The sequence below is a fragment of the Streptomyces sp. NRRL B-3229 genome (genome assembly GCF_000719505.1).
In the GTDB taxonomy this organism is placed as follows: Bacteria; Actinomycetota; Actinomycetes; order Streptomycetales; family Streptomycetaceae; genus Streptomyces; species Streptomyces griseorubiginosus.
Map to the genome: position 1 here is coordinate 341,416 of NZ_JOGP01000011.1, position 17,127 is coordinate 358,542.

Annotated in this window: 14 protein-coding genes; 5 read left to right on the top strand and 9 right to left on the bottom strand. The window is 71.0% G+C overall.

Features of this window, described 5'->3' with window-relative positions:
* Positions 1-31 precede the first annotated feature (31 nt).
* Both typA and IF54_RS0120620 read right to left on the bottom strand, forming a co-directional pair.
* Positions 32-1,939: a translational GTPase TypA gene (typA, locus tag IF54_RS0120615; protein ID WP_030320748.1), complete on the bottom strand. Its 1,908-nt coding sequence runs from the start codon at positions 1,937-1,939 to the stop codon at positions 32-34.
* Positions 1,940-2,065: 126 nt separating this feature from the next.
* Positions 2,066-4,402: an ABC transporter family substrate-binding protein gene (locus IF54_RS0120620; RefSeq protein WP_030320750.1), complete on the bottom strand. Its 2,337-nt coding sequence runs from the start codon at positions 4,400-4,402 to the stop codon at positions 2,066-2,068.
* Between the two features lie 298 nt (positions 4,403-4,700).
* Here IF54_RS0120620 and IF54_RS0120625 point away from each other — a divergent pair, with 298 nt between their 5' ends.
* The 4 genes from IF54_RS0120625 to IF54_RS0120640 are packed head-to-tail and all read left to right on the top strand — an operon-like array spanning position 4,701 to position 8,545.
* Entirely contained in the window at positions 4,701-4,991 is a 291-nt protein-coding gene (locus IF54_RS0120625) for a hypothetical protein (RefSeq protein WP_020136803.1), read from the top strand.
* A 19-nt stretch (positions 4,992-5,010) separates the two neighbouring features.
* On the top strand, positions 5,011-5,847 hold the full coding sequence (locus IF54_RS0120630; RefSeq protein WP_030320752.1) for a hypothetical protein: 837 nt from the start codon (positions 5,011-5,013) through the stop codon (positions 5,845-5,847).
* Complete coding sequence (locus IF54_RS0120635) at positions 5,847-7,781, top strand: fumarate reductase/succinate dehydrogenase flavoprotein subunit (protein WP_030320755.1); 1,935 nt, start codon at positions 5,847-5,849, stop codon at positions 7,779-7,781. Before IF54_RS0120630 ends, IF54_RS0120635 begins: the two co-directional genes overlap by 1 nt.
* Positions 7,778-8,545 (top strand): succinate dehydrogenase/fumarate reductase iron-sulfur subunit, encoded by a 768-nt coding sequence (locus IF54_RS0120640; RefSeq protein WP_030320764.1) that lies wholly within the window; start codon positions 7,778-7,780, stop codon positions 8,543-8,545. Before IF54_RS0120635 ends, IF54_RS0120640 begins: the two co-directional genes overlap by 4 nt.
* Here IF54_RS0120640 and IF54_RS0120645 read toward each other — a convergent pair.
* Entirely contained in the window at positions 8,529-8,849 is a 321-nt protein-coding gene (locus IF54_RS0120645; protein ID WP_030320765.1) for a hypothetical protein, read from the bottom strand. The genes IF54_RS0120640 and IF54_RS0120645 overlap by 17 nt on opposite strands.
* 119 nt (positions 8,850-8,968) lie before the next feature.
* Between IF54_RS0120645 and IF54_RS0120650 the strand changes: the two genes are divergently transcribed.
* Positions 8,969-10,366 (top strand): hypothetical protein, encoded by a 1,398-nt coding sequence (locus tag IF54_RS0120650; protein ID WP_234439014.1) that lies wholly within the window; start codon positions 8,969-8,971, stop codon positions 10,364-10,366.
* Here the strand turns inward: IF54_RS0120650 and IF54_RS0120655 are convergent.
* The 6 genes from IF54_RS0120655 to IF54_RS0120680 all read right to left on the bottom strand — a co-directional run bounded on the left by IF54_RS0120655 (position 10,363) and on the right by IF54_RS0120680 (position 17,047).
* Positions 10,363-12,984 carry a SpoIIE family protein phosphatase gene (locus IF54_RS0120655; RefSeq protein ID WP_030320771.1) on the bottom strand — a complete coding sequence of 874 codons (2,622 nt, stop codon included), beginning with the start codon at positions 12,982-12,984 and terminating at the stop codon, positions 10,363-10,365. The genes IF54_RS0120650 and IF54_RS0120655 overlap by 4 nt on opposite strands.
* A 252-nt stretch (positions 12,985-13,236) precedes the next feature.
* Positions 13,237-13,641, bottom strand: coding sequence for an ATP-binding protein (locus tag IF54_RS0120660; protein WP_030320773.1), 405 nt, complete (start codon positions 13,639-13,641; stop codon positions 13,237-13,239).
* Positions 13,642-13,736: 95 nt separating this feature from the next.
* A complete protein-coding gene (locus IF54_RS0120665; RefSeq protein WP_030320774.1) occupies positions 13,737-14,201 on the bottom strand; it encodes a (deoxy)nucleoside triphosphate pyrophosphohydrolase in 465 nt (154 codons plus the stop codon).
* A 24-nt stretch (positions 14,202-14,225) separates the two neighbouring features.
* A complete protein-coding gene (locus IF54_RS0120670; protein WP_030320777.1) occupies positions 14,226-14,417 on the bottom strand; it encodes an SPOR domain-containing protein in 192 nt (63 codons plus the stop codon).
* 371 nt (positions 14,418-14,788) lie between these two features.
* Positions 14,789-15,541, bottom strand: a complete 753-nt coding sequence (locus IF54_RS0120675) for a GntR family transcriptional regulator (RefSeq protein ID WP_030320780.1) — start codon at positions 15,539-15,541, stop codon at positions 14,789-14,791.
* Between the two features lie 147 nt (positions 15,542-15,688).
* On the bottom strand, positions 15,689-17,047 hold the full coding sequence (locus IF54_RS0120680; protein WP_030320781.1) for a DUF4190 domain-containing protein: 1,359 nt from the start codon (positions 17,045-17,047) through the stop codon (positions 15,689-15,691).
* Positions 17,048-17,127 lie beyond the last annotated feature (80 nt).

The following is a 17,127-nucleotide window of genomic DNA, read 5'->3' on the forward strand; positions in this document are numbered from 1 at the left end:
ACTCGGAGAACCGGGCTCAGCTGCGTTCGGATCAGCCGTGCTTGGCGCGGCTCGCGGCGCGGGCGCGCTCGCGGGCGTCCAGGTTGACCTTGCGGATGCGGACCGCCTCCGGGGTCACCTCGACGCACTCGTCGTCGCGGCAGAACTCCAGGGACTGCTCCAGGGAGAGCTTGCGCGGCGGGACGATCGCCTCGAACGAGTCGGCCGAGGAGGACCGCATGTTCGTGAGCTTCTTCTCCTTGGTGATGTTCACGTCCATGTCGTCGGAGCGCGAGTTCTCGCCGACGATCATGCCCTCGTACACCTCGGTGCCGGGCTCCGTGAACAGCACACCGCGCTCCTGGAGGTTCGTCATCGCGAAGGCGGTGACGGCGCCGGCGCGGTCGGCGACCAGGGAGCCGTTGTTGCGGGTCTGGAGCGTGCCGAACCAGGGCTCGAAGCCCTCGTGGATGGAGTGCCCGATGCCGGTGCCGCGGGTCTGCGTCAGGAACTCGGTCCGGAAGCCGATGAGACCGCGGGACGGCACCACGAACTCCATGCGCACCCAGCCGGAGCCGTGGTTCGACATGTTGTCCATACGGCCCTTGCGGACACCCATGAGCTGCGTGACCGCGCCCATGTGCTCCTCGGGCACGTCGATGGTCATGCGCTCGACCGGCTCGTAGACCTTGCCGTCGACGTCCTTGGTGACGACCTGCGGCTTGCCGATGGTCAGCTCGAAGCCCTCGCGGCGCATCTGCTCGACCAGGATGGCGAGCGCGAGCTCACCACGGCCCTGGACCTCCCAGGCGTCGGGACGCTCGGTGTCGAGGACACGCAGCGAGACGTTACCGATCAGCTCGCGGTCGAGGCGGTCCTTGACCTGACGGGCGGTGACCTTGCGGTCCTTGACGGCCGCCTTGTTGTCGGCGCCCTTGCCGGTGCCGCCACGGCCGACCAGCGGCGAGGTGTTGGTGCCGATGGTCATGGAGATCGCGGGCTCGTCGACCGTGATCAGCGGGAGCGGGATCGGGTTCTCGGGGTCCGCGAGGGTCTCGCCGATCATGATGTCCGCGATACCGGCGACGGCACAGATGTCACCCGGGCCGGCCACCTCGGCGGGCTTGCGGGTGAGCGCCTCGGTCATCAGCAGCTCGGTGATACGGACGTTGGACATGGAGCCGTCACGCTTGATCCACGTGACGGTCTGGCCCTTGCGCAGCTCGCCCTGCTCGACGCGGAGCAGCGCGATACGGCCGAGGAAGTTGTCGGCGTCCAGGTTGGTGACGTGCGCCTGGAGCGGGGCCTCCTCGTCGTACGTGGGGGCCGGGATGTGCTGGAGGATCGTGGAGAAGAACGGCTCCAGGCTGGTGGAGTCCGCCGGGACCGTGCCGTTCTCGGGCTTGGTCAGCGAGGCGATGCCGTCACGGCCGCAGGCGTAGACGATCGGGAACTCGATCTGCTCCTCGTCCGCGTCCAGGTCGAGGAAGAGGTCGTAGGTCTCGTTGACGACCTCGTCGATACGGGAGTCCGGTCGGTCCGTCTTGTTGATGCACAGGATGACGGGCAGCCGCTGCTGGAGGGCCTTGCGCAGCACGAAGCGGGTCTGCGGGAGCGGGCCCTCGGAGGCGTCGACGAGGAGGACGACACCGTCCACCATCGACAGACCCCGCTCGACCTCGCCGCCGAAGTCGGCGTGACCGGGGGTGTCGATGATGTTGATGGTGATGACGTCCCCCCCGTCCTTGGGGTGGTACTTCACCGCCGTGTTCTTGGCGAGGATCGTGATGCCCTTCTCACGCTCCAGGTCGTTCGAGTCCATCATGCGGTCGTCGACGCCTTCGAGCTGGTGGGCGGCGAAGGCACCGGCCTGCTTCAGCATTCCGTCGACGATGGTCGTCTTGCCGTGGTCGACGTGGGCGACGATGGCTACGTTGCGGATGTCGTGGCGCGTGGCCATGAAGGCGTACTCCTGGAGTGTGAGGAAGGCCGACGCGTACGTCTGTGTTACGCGGACCCTGCCGGGCTGAACACGCCACGGCCTCACCCCATCGTACGGTGCCCGCCGGGTCGGGGCTCGCCGGGCTCAGTTCCCGGACGGTCCGGACGCGGGCTTCACGCCCTTCTTCAGAAAGCCCATGTCCTCGTAGACCGGCGTCTGGAAACCGAAGGCACCCGCGTTCACCAGGTTCTTCTTGGCGGCGGTCAGCTGCGGCCGCTGGTAGAGCGGAATGGATCCGGCGGCCGCCCAGATCCGGGAGTCGGCCTTGCGGATCAGGCTCCGGCTCTCCGACGCGTCCAGGGTGGTGACGGCCCGGTCGAAGAGCTGGTCCACCTGGTCGGTGCCGACCCGGGTGTAGTTCTGCTCCACGTTCAGCGACCCGTCGGCGGCCGGCACCGGCTTGGCGAAGATGGGCCGGGCGTCGGTCGCGGGGAACGCGGAGGCGGGCCACGAGTACAGCGCCAGGTCGTACTGCCCGGACGCGATGTGGTCCTTGAAATAGCTCTCGTCGGACACCTTGGAGATCTCGGTGCGGATGCCGACCTTCGCGAGCATCGAGGAGATCCGGTCGGCCACCGTCCGCAGGGTCTCGGACCCCGGGCCCGACGGCAGCACGAACCGCAGCGCCAGCGCCTTGCCGTTCTTGGCCAGCACCTTTGTCGCCGCGCCCGCCGGGGCGGGGGTGCCCTTGGGGGCGTAGGCCCCGGCCGGCGCCCCGCCCGGCCGCAGCTTGTTCGCGTACTGCTTGCCGTCCTGCGCGAGGTGACGGGCAGCGCCGTCGCTCCGGTTCGCGTGGTCCTCGGGGTCCTTGTCGTCGCTCTTGGAATCCGCCGAGTCGGCCGATTCGGCTGAGTCCTCGGAGTCCTGCGCGTCCTCCTTGTCGGACTTCTTCTCGGACTTCTCAGACTTCTCGGACTTTTTGCCGGACTCGTCGCCCGACTTCTTCTCGGACTTCTTCCCCGGCTCCTTCCCGGACTTCTCGCCCTCCGCCCCGGCGGCCTTCTCCCCCTTCTCTCCGTTCTCCTTCTTCACCGGTCCGCCGTGCACCCAGCCGGCGTCGGCCAGCAGCGCCTCCGCCCCCTCGGTGTCCTGTCCGCCGAGCGCGCCGCTGTTGTCGGCGTAGGCGTCCTGGCCGGAGAGCGCGAGGTGGCTGCCGACGGGTTCGGCGGGCAGTCCGAGCGGGGTGAGGACGGCCTTGGCGAGCGCCTTGCGGTCGAGGGCGCGGGCCACGGCCCGGCGGACCCGCTCGTCGGCGAGCGGACCCGAGGCACCGTTGAGGGCGAGCTGGGTGTAGGCGGGCTCCAGGGACCTGCGGACCTCGAAGCCCTTGAGGGCGGTCTGCTGCCGCTCGTAGGCGAGGGCCGCCTCGCGCTTCTTGTCGCGGGTGCGGGCGCCGGCCTCGTCGTCGCCGGCCTCCTCGTCGCCCTCGTGGGCCACGGCCCAGGAGCGCAGGGCGTCCGCGGCCCCGAGGTTGCTGCCGGAGCCGTGGGCGGACAGACCGCCCGGCCCGGCCAGGGGGGTGCTGCCGGTCTTGGCGCCCGCGCGGGCGGCGAGGGTGATGCGGCCGAGGGACTCGGGGTCGATCTCGGCGAGGTCCACGTCACCGGCGGCCAGTGCCCCGGTCCGCTCGTCGCGCGGGACGGCCGTCAGCACGATCTCGTCCAGCTTGGCGGGGTGCCCCCACCAGCGCTCGCTGCGGGCGAGGGTGACCTCGCCGTCCTTGCGGTCGACCTTCTTGAGCCGGAACGGACCGGCGGTGACCTTGAGCTTCTTGCGGGCGGAGTCGTTGAAGGAGTCCGGAGTGCCCATGACGTCCTTCGGGTACAGCGGCGAGAACAGTGAGCGCCAGTCGGCGTACGGCCGCGCGAAGGTGACCCGGACCTCGAGGTCGTTGGCGCCGCGTTCGATCTTCTCGATGCGCTCGTAGCCGGCGTTGCGCGCGGTCCAGTACGCGGAGTCCTTGCCGGACAGGGCGCGCCACTGGGCGGCGAAGTCGGCGGCGCCGATCTCGCGGCCGTCGCTCCACACCGCCTGCTGGTTCAGCTTGTACAGCACGACCTGCTTGGGCTCGGTCTCCACGACCTTCGCCGACTCCAGGTAGTCGGGGTTGACCTGCGGCCGCCCGTTCGCGTCGAGCCGGTACATCGACGGCAGGACCGCCTGGGCGACGGTGGTGGTGGTCGCGTTGGCGTCCGCCTGGAAGGTGTTCAGGGTCTCCGGCACGGCGTCCACGGCCCAGTGCAGGGTGCCGCCGTCGGCGACCTGGTCGCGGGCCGCGGGCGCGATGTCCTGCTCCGCGAGCGGCTTGCTCGCCGGGTCCTCGGAACTGCACCCGGCGAGGGCGGGCACCGCGAGGGCTCCCGCGGTGAGGAAGGCGACCGAGCGCATGACCGCGCGCAGTCCGACGCCGTCGTTGGACATCTCTGCTTACCTCCGGGAGCCGCGGGCGTTATGATCACTTTTGGCGGTATATGGAGCTGATCACATCTATGCGGCCACTGAAGAGGAAAGGGTTCGGCAACGGACGGCGACACGGCGACACGAACCGGGAAGCCCACCCGTGCGGCGCAATCGACGGCGCGCGAGGGGCGCGCACTCAGGCGCACGATCCGCCAATCGGTGCACGTCCCTTCACACCGGCAGGTGTGACGCGCAACACTCGCAGGCGCATGACCGTTCCCGTGCAGGGCAACCCCGCCCACGGAAGTGAGGTCACGTCATGTCCGTGAACGACGAACTGGCATCGGCCCAGCGCGCTCTCGACGAAGTGCTCCGGTATGTCAAGCGGCTGGAGCAGCAGCTGGGCAGCGGCGGTCTGGAGATGCGCCGCGTCCGGATCGACGCCGACCGTCTGCGCGAGAGCCTCGCGCTGCTGAGGGAGACCGACCCGGCGCTCGCCAAGGCGCGCCGCCCGGATCTCGTCTCCATCTCCGACACCCCCTACGACAACGCCCTGTGGACGGACTCGGACGACGAGGGCCTCGGTGCCCGCGACCGCAGGGCCCCCTGAACCCGACCGGAGTCAAGCGTTGGCCACTGGTACGGAACCCCCCGACACCGAATCCCATCCCGTGCGCGGCGGCGTGCGCACCGGCACGCGCGCCGCGATCGACGCCCCGCACCTGCGCACCGACCGCTGGTGGCTGGCGCCGGCGGCCACCGCGGCCGGGCTGCTCGCCTTCATCGTCTACTCGACCTGGCGGGCCTTCGCGGACACGGACTACTACGCGGCCCCGTACGTCTCGCCGTTCTACTCCCCCTGTCTCGCCGAGCGCTGCGAGCCCATGCGGCACGGCCCCAACTGGGAGCTGTTCGGCAGCTGGTGGGGCATCTCCCCCGCGATCATCATCCTGATCTTCCCGCTCGGCTTCCGCCTGACCTGCTACTACTACCGCAAGGCCTACTACCGGGGCTTCTGGGCGTCCCCGCCGGCCTGCGCGGTGGCCGAGCCGCACAAGAAGTACACCGGTGAGACCCGCTTCCCGCTGATCCTCCAGAACATCCACCGGTACTTCTTCTACGCCGCGATCGTGGTCGCCGGGATCCTGACCTACGACACCGTGCTCGCGTTCCGCGACGAGAACTACGAGTGGGGCCACATGGGCCTCGGGACCGTGGTCTTCCTGGTCAACATCGTGCTGATCTGGGCGTACACCGCCTCCTGCCACTCCTGCCGGCACATCGTGGGCGGCAAGCTCAGGCACTTCTCCCAGCATCCCGTGCGCTACAAGGCCTGGCAGTTCGTCGGGAAACTGAACGCGCGCCACATGCAGCTCGCCTGGGCGTCGCTGGTGAGCGTGGCGCTCGCCGACTTCTACGTCTATCTGGTCGCGTCCGGTGTCTTCGACGATCCGAGGTTCTTCTGATGTCCGTGGTCGACCGGCAGGAATGGGACGTCGTCGTGGTCGGCGCGGGCGGCGCCGGACTGCGGGCCGCCATCGAGGCCCGCGAGCGCGGTGCCCGTACGGCCGTGATCTGCAAGTCGCTGTTCGGCAAGGCGCACACTGTGATGGCCGAGGGCGGCATCGCGGCCAGCATGGGCAACGCCAACTCGCACGACAACTGGCAGGTCCACTTCCGCGACACCATGCGCGGCGGCAAGTTCCTCAACCAGTGGCGGATGGCCGAACTGCACGCCCGGGAGGCCCCGGACCGGGTCTGGGAGCTGGAGACCTGGGGCGCCCTGTTCGACCGCACCAAGGACGGCCGGATCTCCCAGCGCAACTTCGGCGGCCACGAGTACCCGCGCCTCGCCCATGTCGGCGACCGCACCGGCCTCGAACTGATCCGCACGCTCCAGCAGAAGATCGTGTCCCTCCAGCAGGAGGACAAGAAGGAGACCGGCGACTACGAGTCCCGTCTGAAGGTCTATCAGGAGTGCACGGTCACACGGGTGTTGAAGGACGGAAGCCGTGTTTCCGGCGTCTTCGCCTACGACCGTGAGACGGGTCGTTTCTTCGTCCTGGAAGCCCCGTCCGTGGTGATCGCGACCGGTGGCATCGGCAAGTCCTTCAAGGTGACGTCGAACTCGTGGGAGTACACGGGCGACGGCCACGCGCTGGCGCTGCTGGCCGGAGCGCCCCTGCTGAACATGGAGTTCGTGCAGTTCCACCCGACCGGCATGGTCTGGCCCCCCTCGGTGAAGGGAATCCTCGTCACCGAGTCCGTCCGCGGCGACGGCGGGGTGCTGCGCAACTCCGAGGGCAAGCGGTTCATGTTCGACTACGTCCCGGACGTCTTCAAGGAGAAGTACGCCGAGTCGGAGGAAGAGGGCGACCGCTGGTACGAGGACCCCGACAACAACCGCCGCCCGCCTGAGCTGTTGCCGCGCGACGAGGTGGCGAGGGCCATCAACGCCGAGGTCAAGGCGGGCCGGGGCTCTCCGCACGGCGGGGTCTTCCTGGACGTGTCCACGCGGATGCCCGCGGAGGTCATCCGCCGCCGGCTCCCCTCGATGTACCACCAGTTCAAAGAGCTGGCGGACGTCGACATCACCGCCGAGCCGATGGAGGTCGGGCCGACCTGTCACTACGTGATGGGCGGGATCGCGGTCGACTCGGACACGGCGGCGGCGCGCGGGGTGCAGGGGCTGTTCGCGGCCGGTGAGGTCGCGGGCGGGATGCACGGCTCCAACCGGCTGGGCGGCAACTCCCTGTCCGACCTGCTGGTGTTCGGGCGCCGGGCGGGCTGGCACGCGGCGGAGTACGCGACCGGCCTCGCGGCGGACCGGCCGCCGGTGGACGAGGTGCAGGTCGACGCGGCGGCCGCGGAGGCGCTGCGGCCGTTCTCGGCGGAGGGCGTCGAACCCGACACCGGTCCTCCGGAGAACCCGTACACCCTGCACCAGGAGCTCCAGCAGGCCATGAACGACCTGGTCGGCATCATCCGCCGGGAGGGCGAGATGGAGCAGGCCCTGGAGAAGCTCGCGGAGCTTCGGGTGCGGGCCCGGCGGGCCGGGGTCGAGGGGCACCGGCAGTTCAACCCGGGCTGGCACCTCGCGCTGGACCTGCGCAACATGCTGCTGGTCAGCGAGTGCGTGGCGCGGGCGGCGCTGGAGCGGACCGAGTCGCGGGGCGGGCACACCCGCGAGGACCATCCGACGATGGAGCGCACATGGCGCCGGGTGAATCTGATCTGCCGACTGACCGACCCGACGGGCGGGTTGGCGGCCACGGACCCGGTCCGCGGCCAGATCGACCTGACCCGTGAGACCACCGACCCCATCCGCGCCGACCTGCTCGCCCTCTTCGAGAAGGAGGAGCTGGTCAAGTACCTCGCCGAAGAGGAGCTGTACGAATGAGCGGCTACACGGCCCACTTCAAGGTGTGGCGGGGTGATGTGCGGGGCGGCGGCCTGGAGGACTTCAAGGTCGACGTCAACGACGGCGAGGTGGTCCTGGACATCATCCACCGGCTCCAGGCCACCCAGGCGCCCGATCTCGCGGTCCGCTGGAACTGCAAGGCGGGCAAGTGCGGTTCGTGCTCGGCGGAGATCAACGGGCGGCCGAGGCTGATGTGCATGACGCGCATGTCGGTCTTCACCGAGGAGGAGACGGTCACCGTCACTCCGCTGCGCGCCTTCCCGGTCGTGCGGGACCTGGTCACCGACGTCGGCTTCAACTACCAGAAGGCGCGCGAGGTCCCGGCGTTCGTCCCGCCGCCGGACCTCGGTCCCGGAGAGTACCGGATGATGCAGGAGGACGTGGACCGCTCGCAGGAGTTCCGCAAGTGCATCGAGTGCTTCCTGTGCCAGGACACCTGCCATGTCGTCCGCGACCACGAGGAGAACAAGCCGTCGTTCGCGGGGCCCCGGTTCCTCATGCGGGTGGCGGAGCTGGACATGCACCCGCTGGACGCGGCCGAGGAGTCGGGCCTGGACCGCAAGAAGACGGCCCAGGACGAACACGGCCTCGGCTACTGCAACATCACCAAGTGCTGCACGGAGGTCTGCCCCGAGGGCATCAAGATCACGGACAACGCGCTGATCCCCTTGAAGGAACGCGCGGTCGACCGCAAGTACGACCCGCTGGTGTGGCTGGGGTCGAAGATCAGGAGAAGGCCGTAGGAGGAACTGCGGCACGAGGAGGGCGCCGGGCGAGCCACCGCAGCCCGGCGCCCGCGATGTTTCCCGCCGCCAGGCCGAGCAACGGGATCGCGGGCTGCCCCGGGACCGCGCTGCCCAGCGGGCCGAGGAAGAGGAACACCGCCAGGCCGGCCCCGTGCACCAAGGTGGCGGCCCCCGACAGACGCGGCCGTGGCGTCTCGTCCCGGACGCCACGCGGCGCCCAGCCGGTCGCGACCTGAACGGCGCCCAGCACCAGCAGTGCCCCCACCACCACGGCCCCCAGGACCGTCAACACCGAGATCACGCGCTCACTGTCCCACGGGCTCCAACCCCCTCACCAGGTTCGCGGCGCTCCCACGGCCGTCTACCCCGCCCACCTCACCCCGCTCGCGCCCCCGCTTTCCGGCCCATACGCTCCGAAATGTGACGCCCTCCCTGATGCGCGGCCGCCCCCGGCGCAGCCGCTCGCACATATCCGTGCGGGTGGCGCACGCCCTGCTGGGTGTGGTGGCCGGAGTCCTGTGGCTGGTGTTGCCGTGGATGACGGCCGACGACGACCCTCCGGTCGCGGGCGCGCGGACCAGCGCCGCGGCGGCCGAGGAAAGCTCCTCCGCGGGCGATCTCGTCCTGCCGGTGGCCGCCCTCGCCGTGGTGACGGTGCTCGCCGCCTACGGTTCCGTACGCCGGATACGCCGCACCCGCAGTCGTACGACACCGGCGGCCCCCGGCACGACCCACGTCGGCGCGTACCCCTCCCCCGCGGCCCCTCCCGCGCCGGCCGGCCTGGACGACCGCTCCCGCGCCGCGCTCGTCGACGCCGACAACCACCTGTACGCCTTCCGCGAGGAACTCTCCTTCGCCGAGGCCGGGTTCGGGCGCGAGACCGTGGTCCCGTTCGTCCGGGTGGCCGAGGCCGCGGAGGCCGAACTCGGGACCGCGTGCGCGATCCGGCGACGCTACGACGAGGGCGTGCCCGAGGAGGCGGCCGCGCTCGCCGGAGTCGTGGGGCGGTGCGAGGAGGCCGAGCGGCGGTTGACCGAGGGCACGGAGAGCCTGCGCGCGCTACGGGCGCTGGACCGTGACCCGGACGCGGCCCTCGCCCTGGCCGAGACCCGCTTCCGCGACCTGACCGCCCGCACGGCGGAGGCGGACACCGCGCCCGTGGACGGCTCCGTCACCGGCTACGTCGAGCTGGCCAAGGACAGCCTGGTCACCGCCACCGTCCACCTGGGCGAGACCCACCAGGCCATCGCCGCCGACCGGCTCGACGAGGCGGTCCACCGGCTCCGCGCCGCGGAGACCGCGATCTGCCGGGCGGACGTGCTGGTGTCGGCCGTGGCCCGGCTGCGCTCGGCGCGCACCGAGGCCGCCCGGCTGATCCCGGCCGCCCTCACGGGCGCGGAGGCGGTGCTGGCCCCCGTCCGCGACCGTGCCCGGCGCGAGGGTGCGGCGGACGCCCGGCTCGTGCACGCCGACGCGGTCCTGGCCGCCGTACGACAGGAGACGACGTCCGGACGGCCGTACGACCCGCTGGGCGTGCTGCGTCGGATCGTGCACGCCACCGCACCCCTCGCGGACGGCCGGTCCGGGGTGCTCGCGGTGGCCGCGATGCTGGTGGCCGGGGAGTCCGTGGCCTCTGCTCAGGACTATGTGGCCGTGCACCGGGAGGCGGTCGGTGCCCGGCCCCGTGTCCTCCTGGCGGAGGCACGGCGGACCGAGGACCCACCGCGCGTCGACGACCTCGCCCGCGAGGCCCGCGACCTCGCGGAACAGGACGTGCGACTGCGCGGCCACGCCGAAGGGGACGGCGACACCGCCTAGAACAGGCTCAGCAGGGCCTCCGCCGGATCCACCATGCCGTTCTCCCCGTCCGGCAGCGGGAGTTCGAACCACACCGTCTTGCCGCGCGGGGTCCGGCGGGAGCCCCAGGCCGCGCTGAGCAGGCCGACCAGTTGCAGACCGCGGCCGCCCTCGTCGGTGTCGCGGGCGCGTCGGCGGCGGGGCTGGACGAGCCCGGAGTCCCAGACCTCGCAGACCAGGGTCCGGTCCAGGAGGAGGCGCAGCCGGATCTCTCCCTCGCCGTACCGCAGGGCGTTGGTGACGAGTTCGCTGACCAGGAGTTCCGTGGTGTCGACCAGGGGTTCCAGATCCCAGCCGAGCAGCCGGGCGCGGGCGTACTCGCGGGCCCGGCCCACACTGCGCGGCTCGCGCGGCAGCGTCCAGTCGCCGACCGAGTCGACGGGCAGGCCCTGGACACGTGCCATCAGGAGCGCGATGTCGTCCTCGCCGTGGTGGCTGTCGAGGGTGGCGAGGACGTGGTCGCAGACGTCCTCCAGGGGCGCGGAGGGGTCGGTCAGCGCCCCGACGAACGCCTGGAGGCCCTCGTCGAGGGGGTGATCGCGGCTTTCGACCAGTCCATCCGTGTAGAGCGCGAGCAGGGCGCCTTCGGGTAGTTCGACCTCGACCTCCTCGAAGGGCTCGCCGCCGACGCCGAGCGGCATCCCGGGCGGCACGTCGAGCATCAGCGCGTCCTCGCCGGGTTCGACCAGCACGGGGGGCAGATGGCCCGCGTTGGCGAAGGTGCAGCGCCTGGTCACCGAGTCGTAGACGGCGTAGACGCAGGTCGCGAGGTACACCTCGGACAGGTCCGCCTCACGGGGGCGGCGGGCCGCGCGGGTGGCCTGCTGGACACCGCCGGGCGCGCCGAGGCCGCGGGCGATCTCGTCCAACGCGGAGAGCACTTCGGCCGGTTCGAGGTCGAGCAGGGCCAGCGTCCGCACGGCGGACCGCAGTTCGCCCATCGCCACCGCCGCGCGCAGGCCGCGGCCCATCACGTCGCCGACCACCAACGCGGTGCGGTGCCCCGGCAGTTCTATGACGTCGAACCAGTCGCCGCCGACCTCGCTGGGCCGGTCCGCGGAGGAGTTGCCGGGCAGGTAGCGGCAGGCGATGTCGAGGCCGGAGGCGACCGGGTCGCCGGGCGGCAGCAGGGACCGTTGCAGTATCAGCGCCCGTTCGTGCTCCCGCCGGTACAGGCGCGCGTTGTCGATACAGACCGCGGCCCGCGCCGCCAGCTCCACCGCCAGGTCCCGGTCCCGGTCCCCGAACGGCTCGCTGCCCTTCGTCCGCGCGAACTGCGCGAGGCCTACGACGGTGTCGTGGGCGACCATCGGCACGGCGAGCGTGGACTGCACGAGGCCGCCCTCCTCGGCCGGGACGTACAGCGGGCGGGCGGTGCGCAGGGCGTCCGCGCACGGTGAGTTGAACGGGTAGTGGTGGACCGCACCGACCGAGACGGGGGCGCCGGAGCCGAGGAAGGGGGCGTCGGAGACCGCGCTGGCGAAGGCGACGCGGCGCAGTTCGGCGCTGCCGTCCGCGAGGCCGGGCGGGGTCTCGTCGCCGGCCAGGAGACCCTGGTAGAGGTCGACGGTGGCCAGGTCGCAGAAGCCGGGGACGACTACGTCGAGGAGTTCGCGGGCCGTGGTCTCCAGGTCGAGGGAGTTGCCTATGCGGGCGCCCGCCTCGTTCAGAAGGGCGAGATTGCGCCGTGCGGCGGCGGCCTCACGGGCGGCGGCGCGGCGGGCCGTGATGTCGGTTCCCAGCCAGGCGATGCCGATGGGCCGGCCGGATCCGCTGCGCACCCGGTACAGGTTGATGGACCAGTGCCGTCGCTCGTCGGAACCCGGCAGGAAGCCGGTGACGTGCATGTCCGTGATGGAGTCGCCGGTCTCCAGGACCCGGCGCAGGGTCGCCGAGACCCGCTCGGCCTCGGGGCGGGGCAGATAGTCGTGGACACCCTTGCCGCGATGGTCGTCCGGCGTGCCGCCGAACAGGGAGGCGAACCGGTAGTTGACACGGCGAACCCGCAGGTCGGGGTCGATCAGCACGAAGCCGAAAGGAGATTGACCGAAAATCGCCTGCGAGGCGGCCAGGTCGGTCTCGATGCTCCGGAGCGTGCGCACGTCGACGACGATGCAGACGGCGGCCCGCTCGCCCTCCTCGGTCCGCGTCGGCATCACGTAGACCTCGGCGAGGCCCTCGCGGGCGTGCTCGGTGTCGGCCGTGGGAGGGGTGCGGAAGGGGACCACTCCGGTCCACTCGCGTCCGTCCAGGATCTCGGCCATCTTGCGCTGGCCCTGCTCGTGCAGGTCCGGGTCGATGAACGCCTCGATGGGGTCCATGCCGACCGCGCGCCCGGCGGGGATGCCGAAGAGCTGCTCGGCGCGCAGGCTCCACTGGTCGACCAGCCCGTCGGGGCCTATGGAGAAGGACGCCACCTTGATGTAGTCGTAGATCGAACCGGGCGGGCTGCTCTGCCACATGGCGTCACCGGACGGCAGCTCGCCGGGACGGACCCGTACGGCATCCTCCGCGGCCTCCGTCCTCGCGCCGTCCGACGGGTCCTTCGACTCCGTGGCCTTCGCTGGTATCTCGCTCACGCGAACCGTCCCCTCCAGCTCACCGCGTCCGGTACCGGTCACCGGGGGCGGCTGCCCGCAGTATCCAGCACTACGGCGCCGCACAACACGGTGTTCACGATCACAGCACGATCCCGACGGTTTTCGGTCCGGGCTGCGACAACACTTCCAGTCTTCTAACCAGCGGACACGGCATCGAATCACGTCCGCCGACAACTGCCACCGGCCTGAACCGGTCGCTGGACAGGGGACGGGATGTCGTACATACGTTCCTCATGGCAGCGAGAGCTCGAACCAGACCGTCTTGCCGCTCCCGCCGGGGCGGGTGCCCCAGCGGTGGGCGGCGTGGGCGACCAGCTGGAGGCCACGACCGCTCTCGTCGTCCAGTTCGGCGACGCGTTCGCGGGGCGGGTCGGGGAGGGGGTCGGAGACCTCCACCAGGAGGACGCCGTCGACCGCGCCGGGGCGGACCAGGCGGACGCCGATGGGGCCGGTGGCGTGCCGAAGGGAGTTCGTCACCAGCTCGCTGACCAGTAGGGCGGCGACGTCGGCCAGGACGTCGAGGCCCCAGTGCCGCAGCCTCTCGCGGACCGCGGCGCGGGCGGCACGTACGGCGCCGGGGTCTGCTGGGAAGATCCACTCGGCGCAGTCGCCTTCGGTGTCGATCACGCCGATCACATCCCGGGCCAGCCCATGTCCGCTTTCGTGGGGTTAAGGGGCACATACCCGATTCTTCGGGGGCGGTACCGTGCGAATGGCTGAAGACAGGGGGCCTAAGAACTCGGGGGGGTCCGTTGAGGGGCGGGTGCGGGCGTTTCGTGGCTTGTCGCGCCGTTCCCCGCGCCCCTGGGTGTCTCCAGTGCCCCGACCGCCTCTACGTCTTGGTCGAGCCAGTTGACGTCCCAGAGCTCGTCCGGTGTCAGCCAGCGGAGCTCGTCATGGTCCTGCAAGGGCCGCGGATCGACGGAAGCCGGGAGCAGACGGGCTCGCCATGCCTGGAGGACGTACGGGGGCGTAAGAGGCCACTCGCCCGGGATACGGTCCAGGATTTCCGCCTGCACACCCAACTCCTCGCGCAGCTCCCGCAGCAGCGCCTTCTCCGGCGCCTCCCCCTGCTCCACCTTGCCGCCCGGCAGCTCCCACCGGCCGGCCAGGGCCGGGGGCGCGCTGCGGCGGGCCGCGAGGAGGCGGTCGCCGTCGTAGAGGGCGGCCGCCACCACCACGATCCGTTCCGTCATGCGCCGGAGCCTACGGGAGCGCGGTCAGTCGGCCGAACTGCCGCCGTTCTGACCGATGCGCTCGACCCAGTAGAGCTGCTTGTGGCCGCGGGCGTCGAGACTGTCGGCGATCTTCTGGGCCTCCGCCCTGGTCGCGTACCTGCCCACGCGGTAGCGATTGCCGTTGTCGTCCTGTCGTATGACGAGCCAGGGAAGAGTGATCGTGCCGTCGTTCATTGCGCCCCACCGCTCCTTCCCGACCTGCGTCGAGCCCCACCCGATAAGGAAACCGCACTCCGCATATGCCCGAGCCTACGCCCAACCTTTACGCAGCGAACACGCGTTTTCACAAAGAGGTACGCAACCAGCCAGGACGGACTCCTCGGACCCGGGGCGCGCGACACCGAACGCGCCCCCGGTGGGCGGCGGTGCCTCCGGTCTGGGGTGCCATCGGGACGGCGGTGTCGACCTGCGAGAACGGCCGAATTCGAACGGCGTTCGCCTACGGGCCCGTTGAGCGCCTGCCCGGGGCAACCGCCCTGGGGCGCACGCTACTTCACCGAAAGGGCGCCCTTTGACCGGCAGGAGACTGCCTCACCGGAGGGGCGCTACTTCACCGGAAGGTGGTACGCGACCTGGTAGCGGTCGGCCGGAATGACCACGTCTGCCGTCTCCACAGGGCGCCCCGAGGCGTAGTAGGTGCGGTGGACCACGAGGACGACATGGCCGGGGACACCGCCCAGGGCGAGCAGTTCCTCGGCGAGGCCGGGGCGGGCACCGACCTCCTCGGTGACGTTGTCCACGACGACGTCGATGGCGGCCATCCGCTCGACGACGCCCATGCCGCCGAGGGGGCCCTCCTCGGGCAGCATCACGGGGGTGCGCCCGGTGACCGCGAGCGGCTCCCAGGAGGTGGAGAGCATGATGGGCTCTCCGGCCTCCCGGAAGACGTACTTGGTGCACATCACGCGGTCGCCGGGCCGGATGGCGAGCCGCTCGGCGATGGCGGCGGAGGCCTCGGTCTGGCGGCTGCTGGACTCCCAGGTGCCGCGCCCCTCCCCGTCCGCCTGCTCCTGGCGGAAGGGGGTGGCCCCCGAGGCCGGGCGGTAGCCGGAGCGGGCGATACGGCGGGGCTCGGGCTGCTCGCGGACGTAGGTCCCGGACCCGGAGCGGCCCTCGACCAGACCCTCGGCCATCAGCACCTTGCGCGCCTCGAGGGCGACGGTGTCCGAGACGCCGTACTCCTCGCGGATCCTCGCCTGGGACGGCAGGCGGGTGTGCGGTGGCAGCGAACCGTCGACGATCTTCTTGCGGAGATCACCCGCGACGCGCAGGTACGCCGGCTGCTCACCGAATGTCACTGGCCGCTCCCATCAGGTTGTACAGACAGCAACAGCCTGGCAACCGTGGGTTGGCCCATGCAAGCAAAGGCCAGAGAATCACTCGATGTGATGACATGTTCCGCTGGTGGGCTTTACGCAGGCACTTTCTCCCCGCTATGGCCGGGTTCACACATTGAGCTCCGAGCTTCCTGAGTCGCCGCCCTCGCCGCTCGAATCATCGTCGTCGTACGGCGGGTCGGTGGCGAGCCCCAGAGCTTTGCGGGCGGTGACGGTCGTGGAGCCGTCGACGAAGGCGTAGCCCGCGTCGTAGTGCGTGTAGAAGGTGTCCACGTCATCGGAGGCGGCGGCCTTCGTCCACTCGCCGCGGGACTTCTCCATGTCCTTGATCAGGGCCTCCACCGGCTTGGCCGGGGCGCCCGACCAGGTGTGCGCCCGCAGGTGGCGGACCTCGTCGTCGAGCGTGTCGTGGACGTCCCGCGCCCAGTTCCGGTAGCCCGGCAGGTCGTCCTCCGGCTGCTCCTCGGGCTCCTCCCAGAACGTCTTGTCGACGGCGTTGACCGCCATCAGGAAGGTGAGCTGGTCGTCGTCGAGGGTGGTCGCGTCGACACGCAGCGAGCCGGTCAGAGTGCCCTTTTCGTCGGTGTTGCCGAAGATGCAGCTGATCTCGCGGTCGCCGAGGCGCCAGCTCTGCCGGGTCGGGCCGAAGTAGTACACGTCCACGTCGTCGGGGAGCGACCAGGTGTCCATGACGTAGGCGTCCTGGAGGGGGTAGCACCTCTCGTCGGCCGCGTCGGAGACGGCGGCGTCGCCGGGGAAGACAGACCCGCTCATCTCGAACTCGCCGAACACCTCGCCGTCGTGCTCACCCGCGCAGGGCACCTCGTCGACGTCGTAGGTGAGGCCGTCGAGGGTCTCCCCCGGCGCATCGAAGCACTGCCCCTTCACCACCGAGAAGGCCGCGCCCTCCGTCGCGCCCTTCTTGAACCCCTCCCACGCCCCGGAGAGGCCGCCGGTGGCGAGCGCCGCCACCCACAGGGCGAGTCCGAGCCCCGACAGGATCGAACCGGCGATCGCCATCCCCTTGCCGGACTGCCCCTTCTTCTTGATCTGCACCAGCGCGATCACGCCCAGCACGAGCCCGGCGGCCGGGACACAGCACAGCACCCCGAGCACCAGCGAGGCGATGGCGAGACCGCTCACGGGGGAGGGGCGGGCGTACGGGCTGTAGCCCTGACCCCAGGTCTGGTAGGGGGTGGCGGCGGGGGTGCCCGGGGGTGGGCCGTACGGCTGGTACGGCTGGGGCGGCGGCCCGTACGGGGGCTGTCCGTAGGGCTGCTGCCCGTAAGGCTGCTGCCCGTACGGCTGTTGCCCGTACGGCTGGTGTCCCTGGGGCGGCGGCCCGTACGGCTGCTGTCCCTCCGGCGGCGGCCGGTACGGGTCGGGAGCGGGGGACGGTCCCTGGGGTCCCTGGGGCCCCTGGGCGGGGTCGGGCTGGTGCGGCCCAGGGGGCGGGGGTATGGACACGGGTACCGTGCTCCTGGTTCAGACAGCGGCGGGGAACTGACGTACGACTGGGCGCATCGTATGCGGGGGGCGGGCGGGGG

Coding starts and splice junctions, on each gene's coding strand:
- typA (WP_030320748.1), bottom strand. CDS start 1,939: ATGGCCACGCGCCACGACATCCGCAACGTAGCCATCGTCGCCCACGTC.
- IF54_RS0120620 (WP_030320750.1), bottom strand. CDS start 4,402: ATGTCCAACGACGGCGTCGGACTGCGCGCGGTCATGCGCTCGGTCGCC.
- IF54_RS0120625 (WP_020136803.1), top strand. CDS start 4,701: ATGTCCGTGAACGACGAACTGGCATCGGCCCAGCGCGCTCTCGACGAA.
- IF54_RS0120635 (WP_030320755.1), top strand. CDS start 5,847: ATGTCCGTGGTCGACCGGCAGGAATGGGACGTCGTCGTGGTCGGCGCG.
- IF54_RS0120640 (WP_030320764.1), top strand. CDS start 7,778: ATGAGCGGCTACACGGCCCACTTCAAGGTGTGGCGGGGTGATGTGCGG.
- IF54_RS0120665 (WP_030320774.1), bottom strand. CDS start 14,201: ATGACGGAACGGATCGTGGTGGTGGCGGCCGCCCTCTACGACGGCGAC.
- IF54_RS0120670 (WP_030320777.1), bottom strand. CDS start 14,417: ATGAACGACGGCACGATCACTCTTCCCTGGCTCGTCATACGACAGGAC.